Source organism: Nocardia sp. NRRL S-836 (assembly GCF_001279525.1).
Lineage (GTDB): Bacteria > Actinomycetota > Actinomycetes > Mycobacteriales > Pseudonocardiaceae > Lentzea.
This window is the reverse complement of record NZ_LGDY01000124.1, coordinates 58,827-78,174: the sequence shown is the minus strand read 5'-3', so window position 1 is coordinate 78,174 and position 19,348 is coordinate 58,827. Positions and strand designations below refer to the sequence as shown.

General features: G+C 70.1%; 27 protein-coding genes. 12 read left to right on the top strand and 15 right to left on the bottom strand.

The annotated features are described in order from the left end of the window. Positions 1 to 2: 2 nt before the first annotated feature. From ADL03_RS33070 to ADL03_RS33060, 3 genes are all read right to left on the bottom strand, one after another. On the bottom strand, positions 3 to 533 hold the full coding sequence (locus ADL03_RS33070; protein WP_053737520.1) for a VanZ family protein: 531 nt from the start codon (positions 531 to 533) through the stop codon (positions 3 to 5). Between the two features lie 78 nt (positions 534 to 611). After that, a complete protein-coding gene (locus tag ADL03_RS33065; RefSeq protein ID WP_053737519.1) occupies positions 612 to 2,789 on the bottom strand; it encodes an FtsX-like permease family protein in 2,178 nt (725 codons plus the stop codon). Then, a complete protein-coding gene (locus ADL03_RS33060; protein ID WP_053737518.1) occupies positions 2,786 to 3,475 on the bottom strand; it encodes an ABC transporter ATP-binding protein in 690 nt (229 codons plus the stop codon). The genes ADL03_RS33065 and ADL03_RS33060 overlap by 4 nt, the downstream gene beginning before the upstream one ends. 109 nt (positions 3,476 to 3,584) lie before the next feature. On the opposite strand from ADL03_RS33060, the gene ADL03_RS33055 reads away from it, so the two are divergent. The 3 genes from ADL03_RS33055 (at position 3,585) to ADL03_RS33045 (ending at position 5,925) form a co-directional block, all read left to right on the top strand. Beyond that, positions 3,585 to 4,715, top strand: a complete 1,131-nt coding sequence (locus tag ADL03_RS33055; RefSeq protein WP_053737517.1) for a sensor histidine kinase — start codon at positions 3,585 to 3,587, stop codon at positions 4,713 to 4,715. Next, positions 4,712 to 5,341 carry a response regulator gene (locus tag ADL03_RS33050; RefSeq protein ID WP_053737516.1) on the top strand — a complete coding sequence of 210 codons (630 nt, stop codon included), beginning with the start codon at positions 4,712 to 4,714 and terminating at the stop codon, positions 5,339 to 5,341. Before ADL03_RS33055 ends, ADL03_RS33050 begins: the two co-directional genes overlap by 4 nt. A gap of 377 nt (positions 5,342 to 5,718) precedes the next feature. Further along, on the top strand, positions 5,719 to 5,925 hold the full coding sequence (locus ADL03_RS33045) for a hypothetical protein (RefSeq protein WP_053737515.1): 207 nt from the start codon (positions 5,719 to 5,721) through the stop codon (positions 5,923 to 5,925). Between the two features lie 4 nt (positions 5,926 to 5,929). On the opposite strand, the gene ADL03_RS33040 is transcribed toward ADL03_RS33045, so the two are convergent. From ADL03_RS33040 to ADL03_RS50905, 8 genes are all read right to left on the bottom strand, one after another. Next, positions 5,930 to 6,793, bottom strand: a complete 864-nt coding sequence (locus ADL03_RS33040; RefSeq protein ID WP_053737514.1) for an aldehyde dehydrogenase — start codon at positions 6,791 to 6,793, stop codon at positions 5,930 to 5,932. Further along, complete coding sequence (locus ADL03_RS33035) at positions 6,786 to 8,213, bottom strand: aldehyde dehydrogenase family protein (RefSeq protein WP_053737513.1); 1,428 nt, start codon at positions 8,211 to 8,213, stop codon at positions 6,786 to 6,788. Before ADL03_RS33035 ends, ADL03_RS33040 begins: the two co-directional genes overlap by 8 nt. Positions 8,214 to 8,217: 4 nt before the next feature. Beyond that, entirely contained in the window at positions 8,218 to 9,174 is a 957-nt protein-coding gene (deoC, locus tag ADL03_RS33030) for a deoxyribose-phosphate aldolase (protein ID WP_053737512.1), read from the bottom strand. Between the two features lie 230 nt (positions 9,175 to 9,404). Beyond that, positions 9,405 to 9,602 carry a hypothetical protein gene (locus tag ADL03_RS33025; protein WP_157529543.1) on the bottom strand — a complete coding sequence of 66 codons (198 nt, stop codon included), beginning with the start codon at positions 9,600 to 9,602 and terminating at the stop codon, positions 9,405 to 9,407. Further along, on the bottom strand, positions 9,599 to 9,859 hold the full coding sequence (locus tag ADL03_RS33020; RefSeq protein ID WP_157529542.1) for a hypothetical protein: 261 nt from the start codon (positions 9,857 to 9,859) through the stop codon (positions 9,599 to 9,601). Before ADL03_RS33020 ends, ADL03_RS33025 begins: the two co-directional genes overlap by 4 nt. Positions 9,860 to 9,889: 30 nt before the next feature. Beyond that, positions 9,890 to 10,534, bottom strand: a complete 645-nt coding sequence (locus ADL03_RS33015; RefSeq protein WP_231642589.1) for a DUF1707 domain-containing protein — start codon at positions 10,532 to 10,534, stop codon at positions 9,890 to 9,892. A gap of 19 nt (positions 10,535 to 10,553) precedes the next feature. Then, entirely contained in the window at positions 10,554 to 10,751 is a 198-nt protein-coding gene (locus ADL03_RS33010; protein ID WP_053737508.1) for a hypothetical protein, read from the bottom strand. Between the two features lie 92 nt (positions 10,752 to 10,843). After that, on the bottom strand, positions 10,844 to 11,083 hold the full coding sequence (locus ADL03_RS50905) for a DUF397 domain-containing protein (RefSeq protein ID WP_082373674.1): 240 nt from the start codon (positions 11,081 to 11,083) through the stop codon (positions 10,844 to 10,846). On the opposite strand from ADL03_RS50905, the gene ADL03_RS33005 reads away from it, so the two are divergent. After that, positions 11,082 to 11,387: a hypothetical protein gene (locus ADL03_RS33005; RefSeq protein ID WP_157529541.1), complete on the top strand. Its 306-nt coding sequence runs from the start codon at positions 11,082 to 11,084 to the stop codon at positions 11,385 to 11,387. The two genes, ADL03_RS50905 and ADL03_RS33005, sit on opposite strands and share 2 nt — an antisense overlap. On the opposite strand, the gene ADL03_RS33000 is transcribed toward ADL03_RS33005, so the two are convergent. Then, positions 11,345 to 12,337, bottom strand: a complete 993-nt coding sequence (locus ADL03_RS33000) for a Gfo/Idh/MocA family protein (RefSeq protein WP_082373673.1) — start codon at positions 12,335 to 12,337, stop codon at positions 11,345 to 11,347. The two genes, ADL03_RS33005 and ADL03_RS33000, sit on opposite strands and share 43 nt — an antisense overlap. Before the next feature lie 34 nt (positions 12,338 to 12,371). Beyond that, positions 12,372 to 12,983: a maleylpyruvate isomerase N-terminal domain-containing protein gene (locus ADL03_RS32995; protein ID WP_053737506.1), complete on the bottom strand. Its 612-nt coding sequence runs from the start codon at positions 12,981 to 12,983 to the stop codon at positions 12,372 to 12,374. Positions 12,984 to 13,016: 33 nt separating this feature from the next. On the opposite strand from ADL03_RS32995, the gene upp reads away from it, so the two are divergent. Continuing rightward, the gene (gene upp / locus ADL03_RS32990) at positions 13,017 to 13,640 is read left to right on the top strand and encodes a uracil phosphoribosyltransferase (protein WP_053737505.1); all 624 of its coding nucleotides are present in this window, start codon (positions 13,017 to 13,019) and stop codon (positions 13,638 to 13,640) included. A 94-nt stretch (positions 13,641 to 13,734) separates the two neighbouring features. Further along, the gene (locus ADL03_RS32985; protein WP_053737504.1) at positions 13,735 to 15,033 is read left to right on the top strand and encodes a glycoside hydrolase family 18 protein; all 1,299 of its coding nucleotides are present in this window, start codon (positions 13,735 to 13,737) and stop codon (positions 15,031 to 15,033) included. 84 nt (positions 15,034 to 15,117) lie between these two features. Here ADL03_RS32985 and ADL03_RS32980 read toward each other — a convergent pair whose 3' ends face one another. Continuing rightward, positions 15,118 to 15,705 (bottom strand): TetR/AcrR family transcriptional regulator, encoded by a 588-nt coding sequence (locus ADL03_RS32980; RefSeq protein WP_053737503.1) that lies wholly within the window; start codon positions 15,703 to 15,705, stop codon positions 15,118 to 15,120. 56 nt (positions 15,706 to 15,761) lie between these two features. Here ADL03_RS32980 and ADL03_RS32975 point away from each other — a divergent pair, with 56 nt between their 5' ends. Genes ADL03_RS32975 through ADL03_RS32960 form a run of 4 tightly spaced genes read left to right on the top strand, consistent with a single transcriptional unit; the run spans position 15,762 to position 17,758 of the window. Then, a complete protein-coding gene (locus ADL03_RS32975) occupies positions 15,762 to 15,968 on the top strand; it encodes a ribbon-helix-helix protein, CopG family (RefSeq protein WP_053737502.1) in 207 nt (68 codons plus the stop codon). Between the two features lie 32 nt (positions 15,969 to 16,000). Next, entirely contained in the window at positions 16,001 to 16,387 is a 387-nt protein-coding gene (locus ADL03_RS32970; RefSeq protein WP_053737501.1) for a type II toxin-antitoxin system death-on-curing family toxin, read from the top strand. 34 nt (positions 16,388 to 16,421) lie between these two features. Next, positions 16,422 to 16,796 (top strand): MerR family transcriptional regulator, encoded by a 375-nt coding sequence (locus tag ADL03_RS32965; protein WP_053737500.1) that lies wholly within the window; start codon positions 16,422 to 16,424, stop codon positions 16,794 to 16,796. A 47-nt stretch (positions 16,797 to 16,843) separates the two neighbouring features. Next, positions 16,844 to 17,758, top strand: a complete 915-nt coding sequence (locus ADL03_RS32960; RefSeq protein ID WP_053737499.1) for an aldo/keto reductase — start codon at positions 16,844 to 16,846, stop codon at positions 17,756 to 17,758. A gap of 70 nt (positions 17,759 to 17,828) precedes the next feature. On the opposite strand, the gene ADL03_RS32955 is transcribed toward ADL03_RS32960, so the two are convergent. Beyond that, the gene (locus ADL03_RS32955; RefSeq protein WP_053737498.1) at positions 17,829 to 18,278 is read right to left on the bottom strand and encodes a flavodoxin family protein; all 450 of its coding nucleotides are present in this window, start codon (positions 18,276 to 18,278) and stop codon (positions 17,829 to 17,831) included. Positions 18,279 to 18,366: 88 nt separating this feature from the next. On the opposite strand from ADL03_RS32955, the gene ADL03_RS32950 reads away from it, so the two are divergent. Then, positions 18,367 to 18,990: a class I SAM-dependent methyltransferase gene (locus tag ADL03_RS32950; RefSeq protein ID WP_231642587.1), complete on the top strand. Its 624-nt coding sequence runs from the start codon at positions 18,367 to 18,369 to the stop codon at positions 18,988 to 18,990. Positions 18,991 to 19,011: 21 nt separating this feature from the next. Beyond that, on the top strand, positions 19,012 to 19,347 hold the full coding sequence (locus ADL03_RS32945) for a hypothetical protein (RefSeq protein ID WP_197288854.1): 336 nt from the start codon (positions 19,012 to 19,014) through the stop codon (positions 19,345 to 19,347). Position 19,348: the final 1 nt, after the last annotated feature.

Genomic DNA, 19,348 nt, shown 5'->3' with positions numbered 1-19,348 from the left:
GGTCACCGCACGCCGGCGAGCGGACGGTGCTCCGCCGCGGTGACCGAAGCGGTCGTGGCGCGCGCGTAGACCTTCACGACGGCCAGCGCGCCGAGCCAGCCGAGCGCGGTGCCGGTGGTGTTGGTGATGAGGTCGTCGACGTCGAAGATCCGGTTCGCCCACGCGAGCTGCGAGCCCTCGATGACGAGCGAGACGCCGTAGCCGATGAGCGCGGCCTGGCCGATGGTGCGCCCGCCCCAGAACAGCAGCATCGCGCCGAGCGGCACGAACAGCAGCACGTTCAACGTCATCTGGTCGAAGGCGATCTGCCCGTCGCGCAGCGTGTCCGCCACCCACTGGAACGGCACCGGCTGCACCGCCTGGCGCGGCGGCACGGTCTGCAGCGGCAGGAAGGTCGCGGCGAACAGCATGCTCGCGTACGTGGTGATGGTCGCGGAGCGGAAGGTCAGCTGACGGAAGAACAGCTGCGGAACCAGGAAGACGACCGAGAGGAAAAGGCCCCACTGGATGCTTGCGAGCTGTGCATTCGTCATGGATCCAAAAATAGGGAAATGGCCCTCCGCGCACATCGCGCTGAGGGCCAGTTCCGCTCTCGTACTTCCGGCCGAGTACTACTCCGCCGCGTAATCCCGCGGGCTGATGCCGCGTAGTACCGGACCGCACGCCAGGGCCGCTACCAGCGCGACCACCAGTCCGACGCCAATGGGGGCGAGCACCCACGGCGTCAGCGGCATTTCCCCGTGACCCACGAGACCGCGGGCCAGGGTGAGCAGTCCGAGGCCCACGACAATTCCCGCTCCGCACGCCGCGATGGTGACGGTGAACACCGGCAGCACCACTTCCCGGCGCAATGCGTGAGCCAGGACACGAATCGGTGTTCCAGCCGCGATCAAAGCACCGAAGGTGCGCCTTCGGTCGATCACCGAACCGGCCGCGGCCACCGCCGCGCCGATGCCGCCGAGCAGTGCCGCGATCGAGAGGCCGATGACCGTGGCGCGTTCCAGGTCGGCCATGAGCGTGTCGCCGTAGAGGCCGCGCTGCTCACCGTCGGTGAGCCGGGCGCCGGGCAGCGTGCCGACCAGCGCGGTGTGCACGACCTCGCGGTTCATGGTCGTGGTCGGCACCCCTGCCATCGACACCCGGCCCGCGAGCGCCGGCAGCAGCTCCGGGTCGATCACCGCCTGCACCCGGCCCGAGCCCTCGAAGCTCCGCACCTCGTAGTGCTGCGGCAGCACCAGCGACACCTCGCCCTCCCGCGCCGCGGTGCGGAACCGGTCGCCGTACAGCCGGTCGTAGGTGTACACGGCCGGTCCCTGCCCGCACCGCAGCCCGTTGAGGACCGTGGCGACCTCCGCGCACCTGCCGACGACGACGTAGGAGCCGTTGACCCCCTCCTCGCCGCTGCTCACGAAGCCGTCCACCATGGGCACGACCGGTGCGGGGGTGGCCGCGCGCAACGGTGCAAGATCCGTCGTCACGTCCTCCGCGACGACCGCGTCCTCCCGCCACGTCGAGTCGCGGAACGGCACCTGGCTCTCCAGTCCCGGCAGCATCGTCAACGCCATCGAGCCGGTGAACACCGCGATCACCACACCGGCCGAGCCGCGGAACGCCGCCACCGGGTCACCGGCCAGCCTGCGCCCCGCGAGCAGCGTCGACGGCCGCCGCCAGCGCCCCACGAAGAACCGGCCGACCTGCGCCGTGACCACCGGCCCCGCCAGCACCAGCGCGAACGCCACCGCCCCGAGACCCAGCAGGACCACGGTGAACTGGTTGGCGCCACGGGCCTGCTGCGCGTAGGTGATGCCGAGGAAGAACACGCCCAGCGCGCCGACGATCATCAGCAGCCGCCACGACCGCACCCGGCGCTGCTGCTCCGCGTCGAGCGGCCGGCTCACCACGCGCCGCAGGCCCGTGATCGCCGCGCCGATGACCAGCACCGGTGCGAGCACGGCCACCGCCGCCACGACCGCGGGCGAGGGCACGAAGTCGCCGGGGAACCAGGTGCCGCCCTCCCACGGGATCTTCGCGGTGAGGTGGCTGAACGGCCGGGCCAGCAGCACCCCGAGCACGCTGCCGACGACCGCGCCCACCGCCGTCTCCACGGCCGTCATCACGATGACCTGCCGCGGCGAGGCACCCGCGAGCCGCAGCGCGGCCAGCCGGCGTTCGCGCTTCGCCGCCGTCAGCCGGGCGGCCGAGGCGACCAGCGCCAGGCACGGCACCACCAGCACGACCAGGCCGACGCGGGTGAGCAGGTAGAGCATGCCGTGGTAGTCGTCGCGGTAGGAGCCGCCGGTGTTGCGCAGGCCGTCGGCGTGGAAGCCGTCCACCGCGGTGCGGCCGACGACGGCGACGAGCTCACCGGGGTACTTCAGCGCCTCCGGCCCGATCTCGCCGACCACCCGGCCGGGGAACCGGTTGCCGAGCCGCTCCGGGGGCGTCGTGCGCACCAGGTCGGCCAGCGCCGGCGACAGCAGGACCTCCCCGGCCTCCGGGAACCTGCCGAGCCCGGCCGCCACCGGCACGTCGCCGGGCTCGTCGCGGGCGACCTCGAACCGTTCGACGAGCCGGTCGCGGAACGAGTCGGTGGTCCGGGTGATGGAGATCCGGGTGCCCTGGGTGGCCATGTCACGCCACGCGGTGCGGTCGGCGCGCGCCTGCAGGCCGTTCGGTGCGGCGACGAGCCACAGCACCAGCGACACCGCGATCATCACGCCCAGCGCGACCAGCACCGTGGCGACCTGGCTGCGGCGGTCGCGGCGCAGCACCGCGAGCGCGATCCTCATGCCGGCACCTGGCCCGAGTGGTCGGGTGCGGCGATGCGGCCGTCCCGGATGTCGACGACGCGGTGGGCCCGGCCGGCGATCGCCTGGTCGTGCGTGACGATCACGACGGCGGCGTTCGTCTCCTCGGCGGCCTGCAGCAGCGAGGTCATCATCTCCTGGCCGGTGCGGGTGTCGAGCGCGCCGGTCGGTTCGTCCGCGAACACCACCCGCGGCCGGTGCGCCAGCGCCCGTGCGATCGCGACCCGCTGCGCCTGCCCGCCGGACAGCTCACCCGGCCGCCGCCCCTCCAGGCCCCGCAGCCCCAGCCGCGTGAGCCACGACCGGGCCGCGCCCAGCGACTCCTCGCGCGACCGCCCGGCGAGCAGCATCGGCAGGGCGGCGTTCTCCTCGGCCGTGAGCTCGGCGACGAGCATGCCCGACTGGAACACGAACCCGAACGCCGTGCGCCGCAGCTCGCTGCGCCCCGTCTCGTTCAGCTCCCCGATCGCACGCCCGTCGAGGAACACCTCACCGCCGTCGGCGCGCAGGATCCCGGACAGCACGTGCAGCAGTGTCGTCTTGCCGGAACCGGACGGCCCGACGACCGCCAGCACGTCACCGGGGTCGATGTCGATGTCCACCCCGGCGAGCGCGTGCACGTCGCCGTAGGTCTTGACGAGGCCACGAGCGGCCAGAACCGAATTCATGGTGCTGACGGTGCCGTGCCGCGGCCGCGGAAACCTCAGCCTTGACGACACACCGGATCAGCCGGATGACCGAGGCCGTGCAGGTGCGGTGGTCCTACCGTTGTCTACCGTGGACAGTCATCGGGGCCAATGGCCGATCGCCGCCGCGCTCGCGCTGCTGATGCTCGCCGAGCTCATCTTCATGTCGGGGCCGACGAGCTCGCAGGCCCTGGTGTGGCTGCTGAGCGTGCCGCCGTGCATCGCGGCGGTGGCGTCGTTCAAGTCCCGCGCCTTCACGATCCCGGTGACCGTGGCGTCGATCTTCGTGGCGTCGTTCGTGGTCCGGCTGTTCAACGTGAACCTGCCGACGGTTCTCAGCCCGCTCACCGTGGCCGAGACCGCCGCCTGCCTGGTGCTCACCGCCGTGGTCGTGCGCGAGGAACCCCGCCGCTCCGCCACGTGGTCGGTCGGCTCGCTGGTGGCGGTGAGCGTGTTCGCCGCGATCGTCCGCGACAACTGGCTCTCGTCCTACAACTACAACGAGATGCTCGGCTCCCTCGTCCTGGGCTTCCTCGCCGTCGGCACCGGCCTGTACTTCCGCGCCCGTGACACCGAGAGCGGCCGCCTGATCGCCGCCGCCGTCACCGACGCGCAGAAGGAGGAGCGCATCGTCCTGGCCCGCGAGCTGCACGACGTCGTCGCCCACCACGTCACCGGCATGCTGATCCAGGCCCAGGCCGCGCTGGAGGTCTCCGACGACGACCCGCGCGCCGCCCACCGCCTGCTGCCCGGCATCGTCCGCAGCGGCACCGAGGCCCTCGGCGCGATGCGGCGCCTGGTCGGCACCCTGCGCCAGGGCGAGAACGACGTCGCCACCACCGACCTCGCCGCCGACGTCATCGCGACCGTCGAACGCACCCGCGAGCTCGGCCTGGAAACCCGCCTGCGCATCGACCTGCCCGACGAGGTCCCACCCGAGCTGGGCCGCTCCGTGCTGCGCCTGGTCCAGGAGTCCCTCACGAACGTGCACAAGCACGCCCAGTCCCCGACGATGATCGACGTGGACATCTCCCGGACGCCCGCGGGGGCGTTGCGCGTGGTGGTCGCGGACGACGGCCGGCCCGGCGAGCTGAACCAGGGTGGGTACGGTCTCGTGGGGATGCGTGAGCGGGTCGACCTCCTGGGTGGCCTGTTCTCCGCCGGCCCGCGCGAGAACGGCTGGCAGGTGCTCGCGGAACTGCCACTGGAGGGGAAGAAGTGATCTCGGTCCTCATCGCCGACGACCAGGAGATGGTCCGCGTCGGCTTCCGGATGATCCTGGAGAAGCAGCCGGACATCACCGTCGTCGCGGACGTGCCGGACGGCATCTCGGCGGTCACCGCGACCCGCGAGCTGAAGCCGGACGTGGCACTGCTCGACATCCGCATGCCTGGTCTGGACGGCCTGGAGGTCACGAAGAAGCTGTCCGGTACCTCGACGAAGGTCGTGGTGGTGACGACGTTCGACCTCGACGAGTACGTGCACACGGCGTTGGAGAACGGCGCATCCGGCTTTTTGACGAAGGACGCCGGGCCTGCGCTGCTGGTCGAGGCGGTGCGGGCGGCGGCTGCCGGGAACGCGTTGATCTCGCCGCAGGTCACCGTGCGGATGCTGGAGCACTTCGCCCGGCCGGCTTCGCGGCCTGACCTCGGGCTGTTGACGGCTCGGGAGCAGGACGTGGTGCGGGAGGTGGCCCGGGGGTTGTCGAACCAGGAGATCGCCGGGGCGTTGTACCTGTCCTTGTCGACGGTGAAGACGCATCTGGCGTCGGTGCAGACGAAGTTGAACGTGAAGAACCGGGTGGGGATCGCGTCGTGGGCCTGGCGGGCGGGTCTGGTGAACTCGTGACCCGCCTTTGGTCTGTTTTCTGGGGCTCCGCCCCAGACCCCGACACTCCCAAAGAAGCCGGCCAGCGCGGTTAGCGGGTTGATGGCACGCCTGGTGCTTAGGGCGGCTGCCGGTTGCGTTGGTGGTTGCGTTGCGGTGGGCGGCTGCCCCGCCTAGCTCTCACGGAGCGAGCCAGACCTGAGGAGGGGTGTCAACCGGGCGAAGAGCGTGCCCGGTTGACACCCCTCCTCAGGCCCGGCAGACGATCGGAGCGCTAGACGGGGAAGCCACCCACCGCGGAACCGCCGTTGAAGAGCTTTGAACGCCTCGCCTTCGGCTCGATCAGAAGCGAAACGGCTTGTCTCGGCCGATCGGTGCGGCGGCGTGAGAATGGTGCCATGACCGAACAGCCTGAGACCGAGTTCCCGCGCACCATCGGCACAGTCGCCACCCGTCAGCTCGCCGCCCACGGCTACACGACGTTCGAATCCCTCACCAAGGTCTCCGCCAAGGCGCTGCTGCAGATCCACGGCGTCGGCCCGAAGGCGGTCCGCATCCTCGGCGAGGAGCTGGCGGCGCAGGGCAAGGCCTACGCCGCCGGCTGAGGTCTCACACGCCCATCGGGTGCCAGACCGTCTTCGTCTCCAGGTACGCGCGCAGGCGCGAGAGGTCCGGCTCGCGGGTGAAGTCCTCGTCGGACCTGACCCGCAGCACCCGCTTCACGGTCCCGGCGGCCGAGCGTTCCAGGTCCGCGCGCAGGGACTCGGGAGCGCCGGTGAGGTCCAGGGCGTTCACGTCCGCGTGCGAGGCGAGCCACGGGGCGATCTCGGCGGCGCGGCCGGTGATGATGTTGACGACGCCGCCGGGCAGGTCGGAGGTGGCCATGACCTCGGACAGGGTGATCGCCGGGAGAGGGCGGTCCTGCGAGGTGATGACCACGCAGGTGTTGCCGGAGGCGATGACCGGGGCGATGACGGAGACCAGGCCCAGCAGCGAGGACTGCTGAGGGGCCAGCACGGCCACCACGCCGGTCGGTTCCGGGGTGGAGAACGAGAAGTACGGGCCCGCGACCGGGTTCGCGGAGCCGAGGACGGCGGCGATCTTGTCGGTCCAGCCCGCGTACCAGACCCAGCGGTCGATGGCGGTGTCCACCAGGGACTGCGCCTTCTTCAGCGGCACGCCCTCCGAGGCGGCGACCTCGGTGGTGAACTGCTCGCGGCGGCCTTCCAGGACCTCGGCCACGCGGTAGAGGACCTGGCCGCGGTTGTACGCGGTGGCGGCCGACCACGGGCCGAACGCCTTGCGGGCGGCGGTCACGGCGTCGCGGGCGTCCTTGCGGGAGCCCAGGGCCGCGTTCGCGAGGAAGGTGCCCTTGGTGTCGGTGACCGGGTAGGAGCGGCCGGACTCCGAGCGGGGGAAGGCGCCGCCGATGTAGAGCTTGTAGGTCTTCGCGACCGAGATGCGATCAGACATCGAGGTAGGCCTCCAGACCGGTGCGGCCGCCCTCGCGGCCGAAGCCCGACTCCTGGTAGCCGCCGAACGGGGCGGTGGGGTCGAAGCGGTTGAACGTGTTGGACCAGACGACGCCGGCGCGCATCTTCGACGCCGTCCAAAGGATGCGGGAGCCCTTCTCGGTCCACACGCCGGCGGACAGGCCGTACGGGGTGTTGTTCGCCTTGGCCACCGCCTCCTCCGGGGTGCGGAAGGTCAGGACCGACAGCACCGGGCCGAAGATCTCCTCACGGGCGATGCGCATGGCCTGCGAGACACCGGAGAACACCGTCGGGGCGAAGTAGAAACCCTTGTCCGGCAACGGGCAGGAGGAGCTCCAGCGGGTCGCGCCCTCGGCCTCGCCCGCCTCGGTCAGCTCCTTGATCTTCGTGAGCTGCTCGCGGGAGTTGATCGCGCCGACGTCGGTGTTCTTGTCCAGCGGGTCGCCGACGCGCAGCGTGGAGACGCGGGCGTGCAGCTTCTCCAGCAGCTCGTCCGCGATCGACTCCTGGACCAGCAGGCGCGAACCGGCGCAGCAGACGTGGCCCTGGTTGAAGAAGATGCCGTTGACGATGCCCTCGACGGCCTGGTCGAGCGGGGCGTCGTCGAACACGATGTTCGCCGCCTTGCCGCCGAGCTCCAGGGTGAGCTTCTTCGCCGTGCCGGCCAGGTTGCCCTGGATGATCTTGCCGACCTCGGTGGAACCGGTGAAGGCCACCTTGTTCACGTCCGGGTGCTCGACGAGGGTCGCGCCCACGTCACCGGCGCCGGGGATGATGTTGACGACGCCCGGCGGCAGGTCGCACTGCTGGATGATCTCGGCGAGCACCAGCGCGGTCAGCGGGGTGGTCTCGGCCGGCTTCAGCACGACGGTGTTGCCGCACGCCAGCGCCGGGGCGATCTTCCACGCGGCCATCAGCAGCGGGAAGTTCCACGGGATGACCTGACCGGCCACGCCCAGCGGCCGCGGGTCGGGGCCGTAGCCCGCGTAGGACAGCTTGTCCGCCCAGCCCGCGTGGTAGAAGAAGTGCGCGGCGGCCGTGGGGACGTCGACGTCGCGCGACTCCTTGATCGGCTTGCCGTTGTCCAGCGACTCCAGCACCGCGAGCTCACGCGCGCGTTCCTGGATCTGCCGCGCGATGCGGTAGATGTACTTGGCGCGCTCGGCACCGGGCATCTTCGACCACACGCGGTCGTAGGCGCGGCGGGCGGCCTTCACCGCGGTGTCCACATCGGACGCTGACGCGGTGGAGACCTCGGCGAGCACCTCCTCCGTGCCGGGGTTGATGCTCTTGAGCGGTTCGCCGGAGCCCTCGACGAACTCGCCGTCGACGAACATCCGGTAGTTCGGCTTGAGGTTCGCGATGTCCCGCGACTCGGGCGCGGGGGCGTATTCCCACATGTCTTCAGTCCACCGTCACGTAGTCCGGGCCGCTGTAGTGGCCGTCCAACTGGGTCCGCCGCTGCATGAGCAGGTCGTTGAGCAACGTCGACGCGCCGAACCGGAAGAGGTGCGGGTCGAGCCACTCCGGGCCGGCCACCTCGTGCACGGCCACCAGGTACTTGATCGCGTCCTTGGTGGTGCGGATGCCGCCGGCGGGCTTGACGCCGCGCAGCTCGCCGGTCTGGGTCTTCCAGTCCCGCACGGCCTGCAGCATCACGTGCGTGACCGGCAGCGTCGCGGCCGGCTGCACCTTGCCGGTCGAGGTCTTGATGAAGTCGCCGCCGGCGAGCAGCGCGAGCCACGACGCGCGGCGCACGTTGTCGTAGGTCACCAGCTCACCGGTCTCCAGGATGACCTTGAGGTGCGCGTCCCCGCAGGCCTGCTTGACCTTGACGATCTCCTCGAACACCAGCCCGTAGCGGCCGGAGAGGAACGCACCGCGGTCGATCACCATGTCGACCTCGGTCGCGCCCTGCTCGACGGCGAACCGGGTGTCGGCCAGCTTGATGTCGATCGTGCTGCGGCCGCTCGGGAACGCCGTCGCGACGCTGGCGATGTTGATGTCCGTGCCCGCCAGCCCGTCCGCGGCCGTCTTCACCATGTCCGGGTACACGCACACCGCGGCGACCTGCGGCACGTCCGGCCGATCGGGGTCGGGCCTGCGGGCCTTGGCGGCGAGCGAGCGCACCTTGCCGGGCGTGTCGGCGCCTTCGAGCGTGGTCAGGTCCACCATGCTGATCGCCAGGTCGATGGCGTGCAGCTTGCTGGCCTTCTTGATGCTCCGCGTGCCGAGGCCCGCGGCTCGTTGCTCGACGCCGACCTGGTCGACGCCGGGGAGCCCGTGCAGGAAACGCCGCAGCGACGATTCGTCGCGCACGGCGTCAGCCAGGGCCGACGGCAGTGTCGTAGGAGCAGCCATGCTTCGGAGTGTAAGCGGAATGGCACGCCCGTCCTAAGTGAGTGGGTTCGCGCAGGTCAGGGTGGTTGAGCCACCCGCTTCCCGGTCCGCTCCCGGCGGATCGCCGGAGACGGGGACGACTGGTGGTGAACACCTGCTGCCACCGGGTTGTGGCCGTTGGCCGGGGTGCTGGTCCCCATGCTCGTCATGGTGGGGTTCGGTTGCCGGGCAGGGCGATGACGTGGTGCAGATCAGCGCGTTGTGTCTTGCGGCGGTGGCGTTGGTGCTGACGCGTTGAGCGCGTGCAGGCGGTCGAGACCGTCGAACAGGCACACTTCCAGACTCGGGTAGCCGGTCACCTTCACCTTGGCGCCCAGCAACGTCCACCGGGTGTCCGGGTTGTACTGGACTATGAAGCACTCGCCCATCGCGCCGATCTCCTCCATCACCGCGGCGAAGGCGTCGGCGTCCTCCAGCGGCTCGTCGACCCACGACCAGTCGCCCGGCTGCTCCGCAGCTGCTCCCGCACCCAGGCGAGCCCACCGTCGAGGTCCTCGAAGTCGCCGCGGCGGACCCAGCACTCGCCGACGTACGGCGGCCTGCCGAGGATCAGCGTCCACTTCCTGCGTTCACGCGGCCCGTCGATCTTGAACGACACGTCCACGCCGGACTGCCCGGCCCGTTCCGCGAACCAGGACAGCAGCATCACGGCACCTGCCGCTCGGCCGTCTCGTCCTCAGTCCCGCAGCTCGCGCAGGACGTTCGACTTCTTCTTCTTGGGCCCCTTGACCTCGACGCCACCCATGAGCGCGAGCCCGGTGATGCGCACGGTCGGCGCACCGGGGATGTACCTGCGGGCGGGTGCCCGGTCCTCGAACGCGCCCATGAACCCGAACCCGTCGACCTTGACGTTGATGTCGTCGGGCACGCGGATCTCGACACCGCCCCAGAACGCGAACACGCTGATCGTGACCTCCTGCTCCGCGAACAGGGCGTGGGTCAGGTCGAGCTCGATGCCACCCATGACGGCCACGGCGTTGTGCAGGCGCGGGACGACCCACTGCCCCCTGCGGTTGACGCCGGACCAGAACGCCACGGACACCGCGCTGCCGGGTTCACCGCCGACACGGGCGTCGACGGCCGACCGGTGCTGCGGCACCGCCGGCGACTGCGGCAGGCCGCTCAGCACCAGGTCGGCGGTGATCGGGACGAGCTCGCCGTAGGTCTTGGCGGCGTAGACGGCCGCCAGCCGCTCGTCCAGCTCGTGGATGTCGAGACGACCTTCCGCGGTCGCCTTGTGCAGCACCTGCGCGATCCGTTCCCGGTCCGCGTCCGAGGCGCGCATGTGACTCTGGTCAGCCGGTACCAGCTCGTCGCTCACCCGATCGAGTCTAGAACCCTCACCTGCGGTTCGGTGCGTACTTGACAGTGATCGCGAAAGCCGCCGCCAGGAGCAGCACGAGGCTCGTGGCCAGGGCCGGGCTGTACAGCCACAGCTCCGGCAGCACGGCGACGAGCACCCCGACAGATCCCGACACACCCAGGATGACCAGGGGTGACTCGCACCACTGCCGACCGGGTCTCTGTTCGAGCGTCACCGTTCACACCTCCGCGTCTCAACTGGCTACCAGTCTTTTCGGAGGCGCTTGGGCGGGTCTTTACTCCCGGATCGGGTTGTCGACGGCCCTGATCAGGTGGTGCGGAGGAAGGCCTGCCACGCGGCGGGGGAGAAGACGAGCACCGCACCGTCGCGATCCTTGGAGTCGCGGACCGCGGAGTGACTCCTCAGGCGACTTGGCCACCGCGTTGATCGTCGACCACGCGAACCCAGCACTCTCGATTTGTGTTGACTCTTCGAGAAAAGAGCTGGTGTGCCGGCCCTCTTCGCAGAGCAGGCTCGTCTCGTGGCAAGGGCGGACCGTTGGCCCATGGTGAGAGAGGTTCAGGGATACGTGCCGGGCCAAGGCCTTTGCGTGTGTCTGCTGGAGGTCGGGCCCGACGCGCGGTTCCTGCTGATCCACCTGGCGCCGCGGTGCACCGTGGCATTGCTGCGCATCAAGCCGTACGAGGGCGCCCTGCCGTTGCGGTTCCACGACAAGCCCGTGGAGCTGCACCTCATGTGGGACATCACCGTGGTCTTCCGCGCCGACGAGCTGCGTGCCGGAACCGTGGACCTCGCCGAGGAGCTGGATCAGGTGGTCGGCCTGCGCAGCGGCAGGCCTGCCGCCCGGTAGATCGAGTCGATCACCGTCATGTTCCGCACCGCGTCGTCGGCCGTCGTCGGGAACGGCTTGCCGTGCAGGACCGCGTCGGTGAACGCGTCGAGCTGGTAGGCGTAGGTCGGGCGGCGGCCGAACGTCTCGGTCGAGCGCCTGTTCTTGAGCCGCAACGACAAGCGGTGGAACGTGTGCGGGCCGAGCGGGTTGAACACCGACAGCACGCCGTTCTCGCCGATGGCCTTCATCGACAGCTTCAGCACCGCCGCCGACCACAGCGACGCGTGCACGGAACCCGTGTGGCCGGAGGGGAAGCGCAGGGTCGCGCGCATCGCGCGGTCGATGTCCGGGGTGCGCAGCACCGCGTGGGCCGAGCGGACCTCGGGTTCCTCGCCGCCGAGCAGGCGGGCCATGTGGACGGCGTAGCAGCCGGCGTCCATCATCGCGCCGCCGGCGAGCGGGTAGTCGTAGCGGATGTTGGAGAACACCGGCAGCGGGAAGCAGACCGAGGCCTCGACGTGCCGCAGCGGGCCCAGGACGCCGGAGGCCACGATCTCGGCCACGCGCTGGGCCAGCGGGTGGTAGCGGTAGTGGAACGCCTCCATCACCACAAGACCGGACGCGTTCGCGGCCGCGGCCACGGTCTCGGCTTCCGCCGCGTTCGCCGTGAACGGCTTCTCGCACAGCACGTGCTTGCCGGCTTCCAGTGCGGCGAGCGTCCACTTGCCGTGCAGGCCGTTCGGCAGCGGGTTGTACACGGCGTCCACGGCCGGGTCGGCCAGCAGGTCCTCATACGAGCCGTGGACGCGTGCGATGCCGTGCTTGTCCGCGAACGTCTTCGCGCGGTCGGCGGACCGGGCCGCGACCGCGACCACCTCGGCCACCGTCGAGGAGCGGGCCGGGCGGATGACAGCAGATGGCGCGATCATGGCCGCGCCGAGCACTCCGATGCGCACGTGGTCCGTCACGCGGCCGACCCTACACCCACTCGGTTAACAGTGTTCACTCCACGAGATCGGTGTCCCTGGCGGGGAAGAACGGGATCTTCTCCACCACCGACGGGTCGGTCGAGGGCCACGACTGCATCTGGCGGCGCGAACGGCGGCCGAAGAACGCGCGCCACAGCTCGTACGCGTCGACCTCCACCGTGACCGGGCCGTCGCCGATGACGCCGAGGTCGGTCTTGAACGTCACCTCGGGCAGCCGGCGCGGCGCGAACCACACCAGCGTCGGGTACCAGACGGAGTCCGGCAGGCGCTCCCGGCCGAGTGCCGCGCGCAGGTCGGCCTCGTGCGTGATCGCGTCCAGCGCCAGCTGGTGGGGGATCCGGTCCAGTGCGTCGATGCGGGTGCCGGACTCGTTCCACTGCACCAGGAGGTCGTCCGCGGGGACGTGCTCGCGCTCGGCGACGTGCCGCGCGGTCCACTCGTGGCCGGGTGCGCCGTCCATCCGGCCGGTCACGATGTCCGACGCCTCGCCGGACAGGTGCGCGAGGACCTTGTGCACGGTCCACTCAGGACAGGCGGGTACGACGCGGGCCAGCTCGTCGGCGCTCAGTCCCATCGTCAGTCCGACGATGCGCTGACGTGCCTCGCGGTACAGCTCTTCGAACACGCTCCGGTCCTCTCAGCGGTTACGGTGTCGGGCATGGACGTCCTCGTCGTCGATCATCCACTCGCCAAGGCGAGACTCACAACCATGCGTGACGCGCGCACGGACAACGCGGCGTTCCGCGCGGCGTTGCAGGAGCTCACGGTCATGCTGGTCTACGAGGCCATGCGCGAGGCGCCGGTGGCCGAGGAGCGCACGCACACGCCGGTCGCGCGCACCACCGGTTTCAGGCTGGCGAACCCGCCGCTGCTCGTGCCGGTGCTGCGGGCCGGGCTCGGCATGGCCGACCAGGCGCACAAGCTGATCCCGGACGCGCAGATGGGGTTCGTGGGGCTCGCGCGCGACGAGGAGACGCTGCAGCCGACGCCGTACATGGAGTCGCTGCCGGAGGACCTCGCCGGCCGCCCCGTGTTCGTGCTCGACCCGATGCTCGCGACCGGCGGCTCGATGGCGTACACGATCAGGCTGCTGACCCAGCGCGGTGCGACGGACGTCACGGCGGTGTGCGTGCTCGCCGCCCCGGAGGGCATCAACCACCTGGAGGACTCGAAGCTGCCGGTGCGGCTCGTCACGGCGTCCGTGGACGAGCGGTTGAACGACTCCGGCTTCATCGTGCCCGGCCTGGGCGACGCCGGTGACCGTCTGTACGGGGCGGTTTAGGACATACCTCCGATCGGACGTAGCAGTGGTCTAGACCTCAGGCCTATCGTGCTGTGGACCACATCGCCGCTGCCGCCACCGACTTAGGAGACTCATGTCCGGACGGAGATGGGGTGTCGCCGCTCTTGCGGTCGGCGCCCTGTCCGCGTCGCTGGCCGTTGCGCCCGCGAACGCCGACGTCGAGACCAATGGGCACCACGGTTTCTCGAAGACCCGCACGGTCGGGTACTTCATCCAGTGGGGCGTGTACGACCGGAACTTCCGGGTCAAGAACCTCGTGGACAGCGGGGCCGCGGCGCGGCTCACGCACCTGAACTACGCGTTCGGGTTCCTCGACGAGTCGGGCAAGTGCATCAGCGCCGACCCGTGGGCCGACTGGCAGATGCCCTACACGGCGGAGCAGTCCGTGAGCGGCAAGGCCGACGAGCCAGGCCAGGCGCTCATGGGCAACCTCAACCAGCTCAAGCAGCTCAAGGCCAAGTACCCCAAGCTGAGGATCAACATCTCGCTGGGCGGCTGGACGGGCTCGCGCTACTTCTCCAACGCGGCACTGGACGAGACCTCACGGGCGGCGCACGTCAGGTCGTGCACCGACATGTGGATCAAGGGCAACCTGCCCGGCCTGCCGGAGGGCGCCGCCAAGGGCGTCTTCGACGGCGTCGACCTCGACTGGGAGTGGCCGGCGAGCAACGGCAACATGGAGCCGCCGAACGTCGTCCGTCCCGAGGACAAGCAGAACTTCACCAAGCTGCTCGCCGAATACCGCAGGCAGATGGGCTGGAACCGCGACCTGACCGCGTTCCTGCCGGCCGACCCGAAGCAGGTGGACGCGGGCTTCGAGGTCGCGAAGGTGTTCTGCTACCTCACCTTCGGCACGCTGCAGGGCTACGACTACCACGGCGCGTGGGACCCGGCGGCCAACCAGCAGTCCGCGCTGCGCGTGCCCAAGGGCGACCCGTCGCAGTTCGAGTTCAGCTCCGAGGTGACGGTCGACGCGTGGCTGTCGCGCGGTGCGCCGCGCTCGAAGGCCGTGCTCGGCGTGCCGTTCTACGGCCGCGGCTGGGACGGCGTCGCCCCCGGCACCCGCAACGGCCTGTTCGGCACCGGTGTGCCTGCGCCTGCCAAGTACGAGGCTGGCTACGAGGACTTCCACCGCCTCAAGGCGAAGCTCTCCGAGCCGGGCAACACCTACAAGGTCTACCGCGACGAGCGCGCCGGTTTCGCGTGGATCTACGACGGCAAGACGTGGTGGACCTACGACGACGCCACGGAGATGAAGCGCAAGGCCCGCTTCATCAACTCCCGCCGGCTCGGTGGCGCGATGGTCTGGTCGCTCGACGGTGACACGGCGAACGGCGAGCTGATCAAGGCGCTGGACGGCGCGCTGAGGTAGGGCCGCACCCAAGGACGAACTGTCCGTTCCGGACAGTTCAGCGGGTCCGGGGAGGTTTCGCGGCGGCCGCCTCCCCGGATTCCGTCATCTCCCGGCCAGCCAGCCCCGGCCGTGTGCCCGCAGCGCCAGCTCGTAGGTGGCCGCCGCGTCGATGCCCGGCGGCAGGTTCCCGTTGAGCTCCAGGCTCACCAGGCCGTGCGCGAGGCCCCACATCGACATCGCGATCTGCTCGGGGTCCTCGTCGCGGTAGACGCCCAGCTCGATCGCCCGCCGCACCGCGTTGCGCACCGGCGCGAACGTCCGCCCGGCCGCGCGGCTCATCTCCCTCGTGGGTTCGACGACCTTCGAGTAGAGCACCGAGTAGAACTGCGGGTCCTCCAGCGCGCTGCGCCGGTACGCGAGGCCGATCCGCAGCAGGTCCTCGGCGGGGTCGTCGGTGATCGGCACGGCGGCCAGGCTCGCGCCGAACCGGTTGAACGCCTCGTCGTGCAGCGCTTCGAGCAACGCCGGTTTCCCGCCGAACAGGGAATAGACGGCGGTGGTCGAGGTGTTGACGTCGGTGGCGATCCTGCGCAGGCTCACCGCGTCGGGTCCCCCCGTGCTGAGCAGCTCGCCCGCCCGTTCGAGCAGCCGCCGCCGCAGCGCCTCGTCGTGGGTCTTGGGCCTGGGCATCACGCAATCCTAACGGGCGCTGGCCTGAGTGGTATCACATTGGTACCGTGCCGGGAATGGCGATGACCTTGCGGTTGACCGAGGAGGAGAACCTGCGGCTCGCTGAACTCGCGGCGGCCGAGGGGCGCTCCAAGCAGGAGGTCGTGCGGTTGGCGATCGCGGACCGTTACCAGCGCATGCAGCAGGAAGAGAAGCTCGGCGAGGTCCTCGGGCGGGTCCTCCCCAAGTACCGAGGTCTTTTGGATAGGCTCGGATCTTCCTGAAACTGTCAGTCCTCTGTGATCAACTGGATGCTGTGATCTCCTACCTCGACGCCGGGGACCTGTTAGTGCTGGCCACGGCTGTGACCGGTGGTGACCTCGTCGTGAGGGACATCGGTCTCCTGGACACAGCGGCGTACCGCCCCCGAGCCACCGTGCTCGGCGTGGAGGCGTACGACACGCTGTGGTTGAAGTCCTCCGCCCTCCTCGACTCGATCGTGCGCACCCGTCCGCTGACTGAGGGGAACTGGCGGCTCGGCTGGGTCGCCGCCGTCACGATGTGCGACATCAACGGCTACTGGATCGACGCCGACGAGGACGACGCGCTCGACCTCGTCCGCGCGCTGGGCCGTGACAAGATCGACGTGCCGGAGATGGCCGGCCACCTCGAAGCGTGGGGACTGCCCAAGGATTCCGCTTGACCTAGAGCGCACTCCAGGTCTTAGCGTCGATTTCGTGAGTTACTCGATAGCCCAGGCCGCGCAGCGCAGCGGGTTGTCCATAGACACCCTGCGCTACTACGAACGAATCGGGCTCGTCGACCCGCCCGCACGCGACACGGGCGGCCGCCGCGCCTACTCCGAGGAGGACCTCGGCTGGCTGGCCTTCGTGACCCGCCTGCGCACCACCGGCATGCCGATCCGCATGATGCGCGAGTTCGCCCAGCTCAGGCACCGCGAGCACACGGCGGGCCGGCGCAGGCAGATCCTCGTGGAACACCGCAACGACGTCCGCGCCCGCATCGCGGAGCTGCAGTCGTGCCTCGAGGTCCTGGACTACAAGATCGACCACTACTCCGTGGTCGAACGCGATTTGGAGGCGACGGCGTGACCCGTCAGCTTGGTGCTCTGGAGGTCGGGCCGCAGGGGCTCGGCTGCATGGGGATGTCGGAGTTCTACGGTGCCGGCGACGACACCGAGTCGATCGCGGTGATCCACCGGGCCCTGGAGCTCGGCGTGACGCTGCTCGACACGGCCGACATGTACGGCCCGCACGTGAACGAGGAGCTGGTCGGCCGCGCCATCGCCGGCCGCCGCTCCGACGTCGTGCTCGCGACGAAGTTCGGCATCGTGCGCGATGGCGACCGTCGTGGCGTGCGCGGGGATCGCGACTACGTGCGGTCGTCGGTCGAGGGGTCGCTGAAGCGGCTCGGGACCGACGTGATCGACCTCTACTACCTGCACCGCGTGCCTGCGGACACTCCCATCGAGGAAACCGTCGGCGCGATGGCCGAGCTGGTCACCGAGGGCAAGGTCCGGTTCCTGGGCCTGTCGGAGGCCGGCGCCGAGACGCTGCGCCGCGCCCACGCCGTCCACCCGATCACGGCGCTGCAGAGCGAGTGGTCGCTGTGGTCGCGCGACATCGAGGCGGAGATCGTGCCCACGGCACGTGAGCTCGGCATCGGCCTGGTGCCGTACTCGCCGCTCGGCCGCGGCGTGCTGACCGGCCGTTTCTCGTCCGCCGCCGACTTCTCCGACGGCGACTTCCGGGCCGCCAACCCGCGGTTCTCCGGCGAGAACCTCGACGCGAACCTGAAGATGGTCGCCGACCTGCGCGCCCTGGCCGACGAACGCGGTGTCACCGCCGGTCAGCTGGCGCTGGCGTGGGTGCAGCACCGCGGGTCCGACGTCGTGCCGATCCCGGGCACCAAGCGGCTGAAGTACCTGGAGGAGAACGTGGCGGCGGCCGCGCTGGAGCTGTCGGACGCGGATCTGGCGGCGATCGAGGCGGCGGTCCCGGCTTCCGCGGTGGCCGGCGACCGGTACCCCGACATGAGCTCGATCGGGCGTTAGAACACCTGTTCGAATCTATCCCCAGGGTTGTCCACAGGGTGGGGACAAGTAGCTGTGGACAACCCTGGGGTCATGTGGACAACTGGGCCGCGAGGGTCGCCCCGAGCTCCCAGCACGCCTCCAGGTCGGCCTTCGCCGGCTCACCCGTCACCACGACGTGCTGCGCCGCTTTCTCCCACGCCAGCCCGGTCGTGGCCGTCTCGACGCTGCGCACCGCACCCGTCGTGTCGTTGTTGCCGTGGACGTACAACCCGAACGGCCTACCGCGCGTGGAATCCAGACACGGGTAGTAAACGGTGTCGAAGAAGTGCTTCAGCGCACCGCTCATGTAGCCGAGGTTCGCGGGCGTGCCCAGCAGGTAGCCGTCGGCCTCCAGGACGTCCACAGCGGTTGTGGACAACGCGGCCTTCCGCACGACCTCGACACCCTCGATCTCCGGCGTGGTGGCACCGGCGACGACCGCCTCGAACATCGCCTGCAGGGCGGGGGAGGGCGTGTGGTGGACGATCAGCAGCCTCATGACCGTCCTTGGTACCACCCGTGGCCGGGATCCGGCTCGGTCGGCGCCAAGTGACGCCGCGTACCCCGTGCCCGGCAGCATGATGACCATGACCCGTGCCAGCTACGACGTCGTCGCCGCCAGCTACGCCCAGCTCCTCCCCGACGCCCACGACGGCCGCCCGCTCGACGCCGCGATCATGCGCGCGTTCGCCGAGCTGGTGAGCGGCCGGATCGGCGACCTCGGCTGCGGAACCGGCCGCATCACCCGGTACCTGCACGAGCTCGGCCTCGACGTGTTCGGCGTCGACCTCTCCGAGGGCATGCTCGCCCAGGCCAGGCAGCTCCACCCGCACCTCGACTTCCGCCAGGGCGACCTCACGGAGCTCGACCTCGCCGACGAGAGCCTCGGCGGCGCCGTCGTCTGGTACTCCACGGTCCACATGCCGGCCGGGGACGTGCCGTGGCTCGAGTTCCACCGGGTGCTCAAGCCCGGCGGGTACCTGTTGCACGGGTTCAAGGCGGGTGACCAGAAGCGCCACCTCGACCACGCGTACGGCCACGACGTTGACCTGGACGTGTACTGGCACGACGTCGATGAGACCGTGAGCAACGCCATCGCGGCCGGGTTCAACGAAGTGGCCAGGCTCGTGCGTCAGAGGGGTGTGGACGAAGGCGGCCCGCAGGCGTTCCTGTTGCTGCAACGGAACCCCGGGGCCGGAAAGACGTCCTAGAAGGTGTACACAGGAGGGACCATGAAGACCACCGCCCTTATGACCACCAGTCCTCGTCAGCGTCGCATCACCTGGGGTTTCGGCCTTGCGATCGGCATCGGGATGATCGGGTTCGGGCCCCTCTTCGCGTCGCTGTGGCCGGGGTTCGACCACAGCCCGTGGGACGTCAACACGATGTTGTTCGGACTCGGCGTGGGGCTCTGCTCGATCGCGTACATCTTCGGCAGGATCGCGGTCGCGGCCGTGACCGAGGGGCGGCGCACCGCGATCGCCCCGCCGACCAGGAGGGCCTTCTGGGTGGCCGGCGGGGGCTTCGCTCTTGCCGTGCTGTGCCTGCTGATCGCGCTCGGGAGCTGAC

Coding starts and splice junctions, on each gene's coding strand:
- ADL03_RS33070 (WP_053737520.1), bottom strand. CDS start 533: ATGACGAATGCACAGCTCGCAAGCATCCAGTGGGGCCTTTTCCTCTCG.
- ADL03_RS33065 (WP_053737519.1), bottom strand. CDS start 2,789: ATGAGGATCGCGCTCGCGGTGCTGCGCCGCGACCGCCGCAGCCAGGTC.
- ADL03_RS33060 (WP_053737518.1), bottom strand. CDS start 3,475: ATGAATTCGGTTCTGGCCGCTCGTGGCCTCGTCAAGACCTACGGCGAC.
- ADL03_RS33045 (WP_053737515.1), top strand. CDS start 5,719: ATGACCGAACAGCCTGAGACCGAGTTCCCGCGCACCATCGGCACAGTC.
- ADL03_RS33040 (WP_053737514.1), bottom strand. CDS start 6,793: ATGTCTGATCGCATCTCGGTCGCGAAGACCTACAAGCTCTACATCGGC.
- ADL03_RS33035 (WP_053737513.1), bottom strand. CDS start 8,213: ATGTGGGAATACGCCCCCGCGCCCGAGTCGCGGGACATCGCGAACCTC.
- deoC (WP_053737512.1), bottom strand. CDS start 9,174: ATGGCTGCTCCTACGACACTGCCGTCGGCCCTGGCTGACGCCGTGCGC.
- ADL03_RS33020 (WP_157529542.1), bottom strand. CDS start 9,859: ATGCTGCTGTCCTGGTTCGCGGAACGGGCCGGGCAGTCCGGCGTGGAC.
- ADL03_RS33005 (WP_157529541.1), top strand. CDS start 11,082: ATGGTGAGAGAGGTTCAGGGATACGTGCCGGGCCAAGGCCTTTGCGTG.
- ADL03_RS50905 (WP_082373674.1), bottom strand. CDS start 11,083: ATGGGCCAACGGTCCGCCCTTGCCACGAGACGAGCCTGCTCTGCGAAG.
- upp (WP_053737505.1), top strand. CDS start 13,017: ATGGACGTCCTCGTCGTCGATCATCCACTCGCCAAGGCGAGACTCACA.
- ADL03_RS32985 (WP_053737504.1), top strand. CDS start 13,735: ATGTCCGGACGGAGATGGGGTGTCGCCGCTCTTGCGGTCGGCGCCCTG.
- ADL03_RS32980 (WP_053737503.1), bottom strand. CDS start 15,705: ATGCCCAGGCCCAAGACCCACGACGAGGCGCTGCGGCGGCGGCTGCTC.
- ADL03_RS32975 (WP_053737502.1), top strand. CDS start 15,762: ATGGCGATGACCTTGCGGTTGACCGAGGAGGAGAACCTGCGGCTCGCT.
- ADL03_RS32960 (WP_053737499.1), top strand. CDS start 16,844: ATGGGGATGTCGGAGTTCTACGGTGCCGGCGACGACACCGAGTCGATC.
- ADL03_RS32955 (WP_053737498.1), bottom strand. CDS start 18,278: ATGAGGCTGCTGATCGTCCACCACACGCCCTCCCCCGCCCTGCAGGCG.
- ADL03_RS32950 (WP_231642587.1), top strand. CDS start 18,367: ATGACCCGTGCCAGCTACGACGTCGTCGCCGCCAGCTACGCCCAGCTC.
- ADL03_RS32945 (WP_197288854.1), top strand. CDS start 19,012: ATGAAGACCACCGCCCTTATGACCACCAGTCCTCGTCAGCGTCGCATC.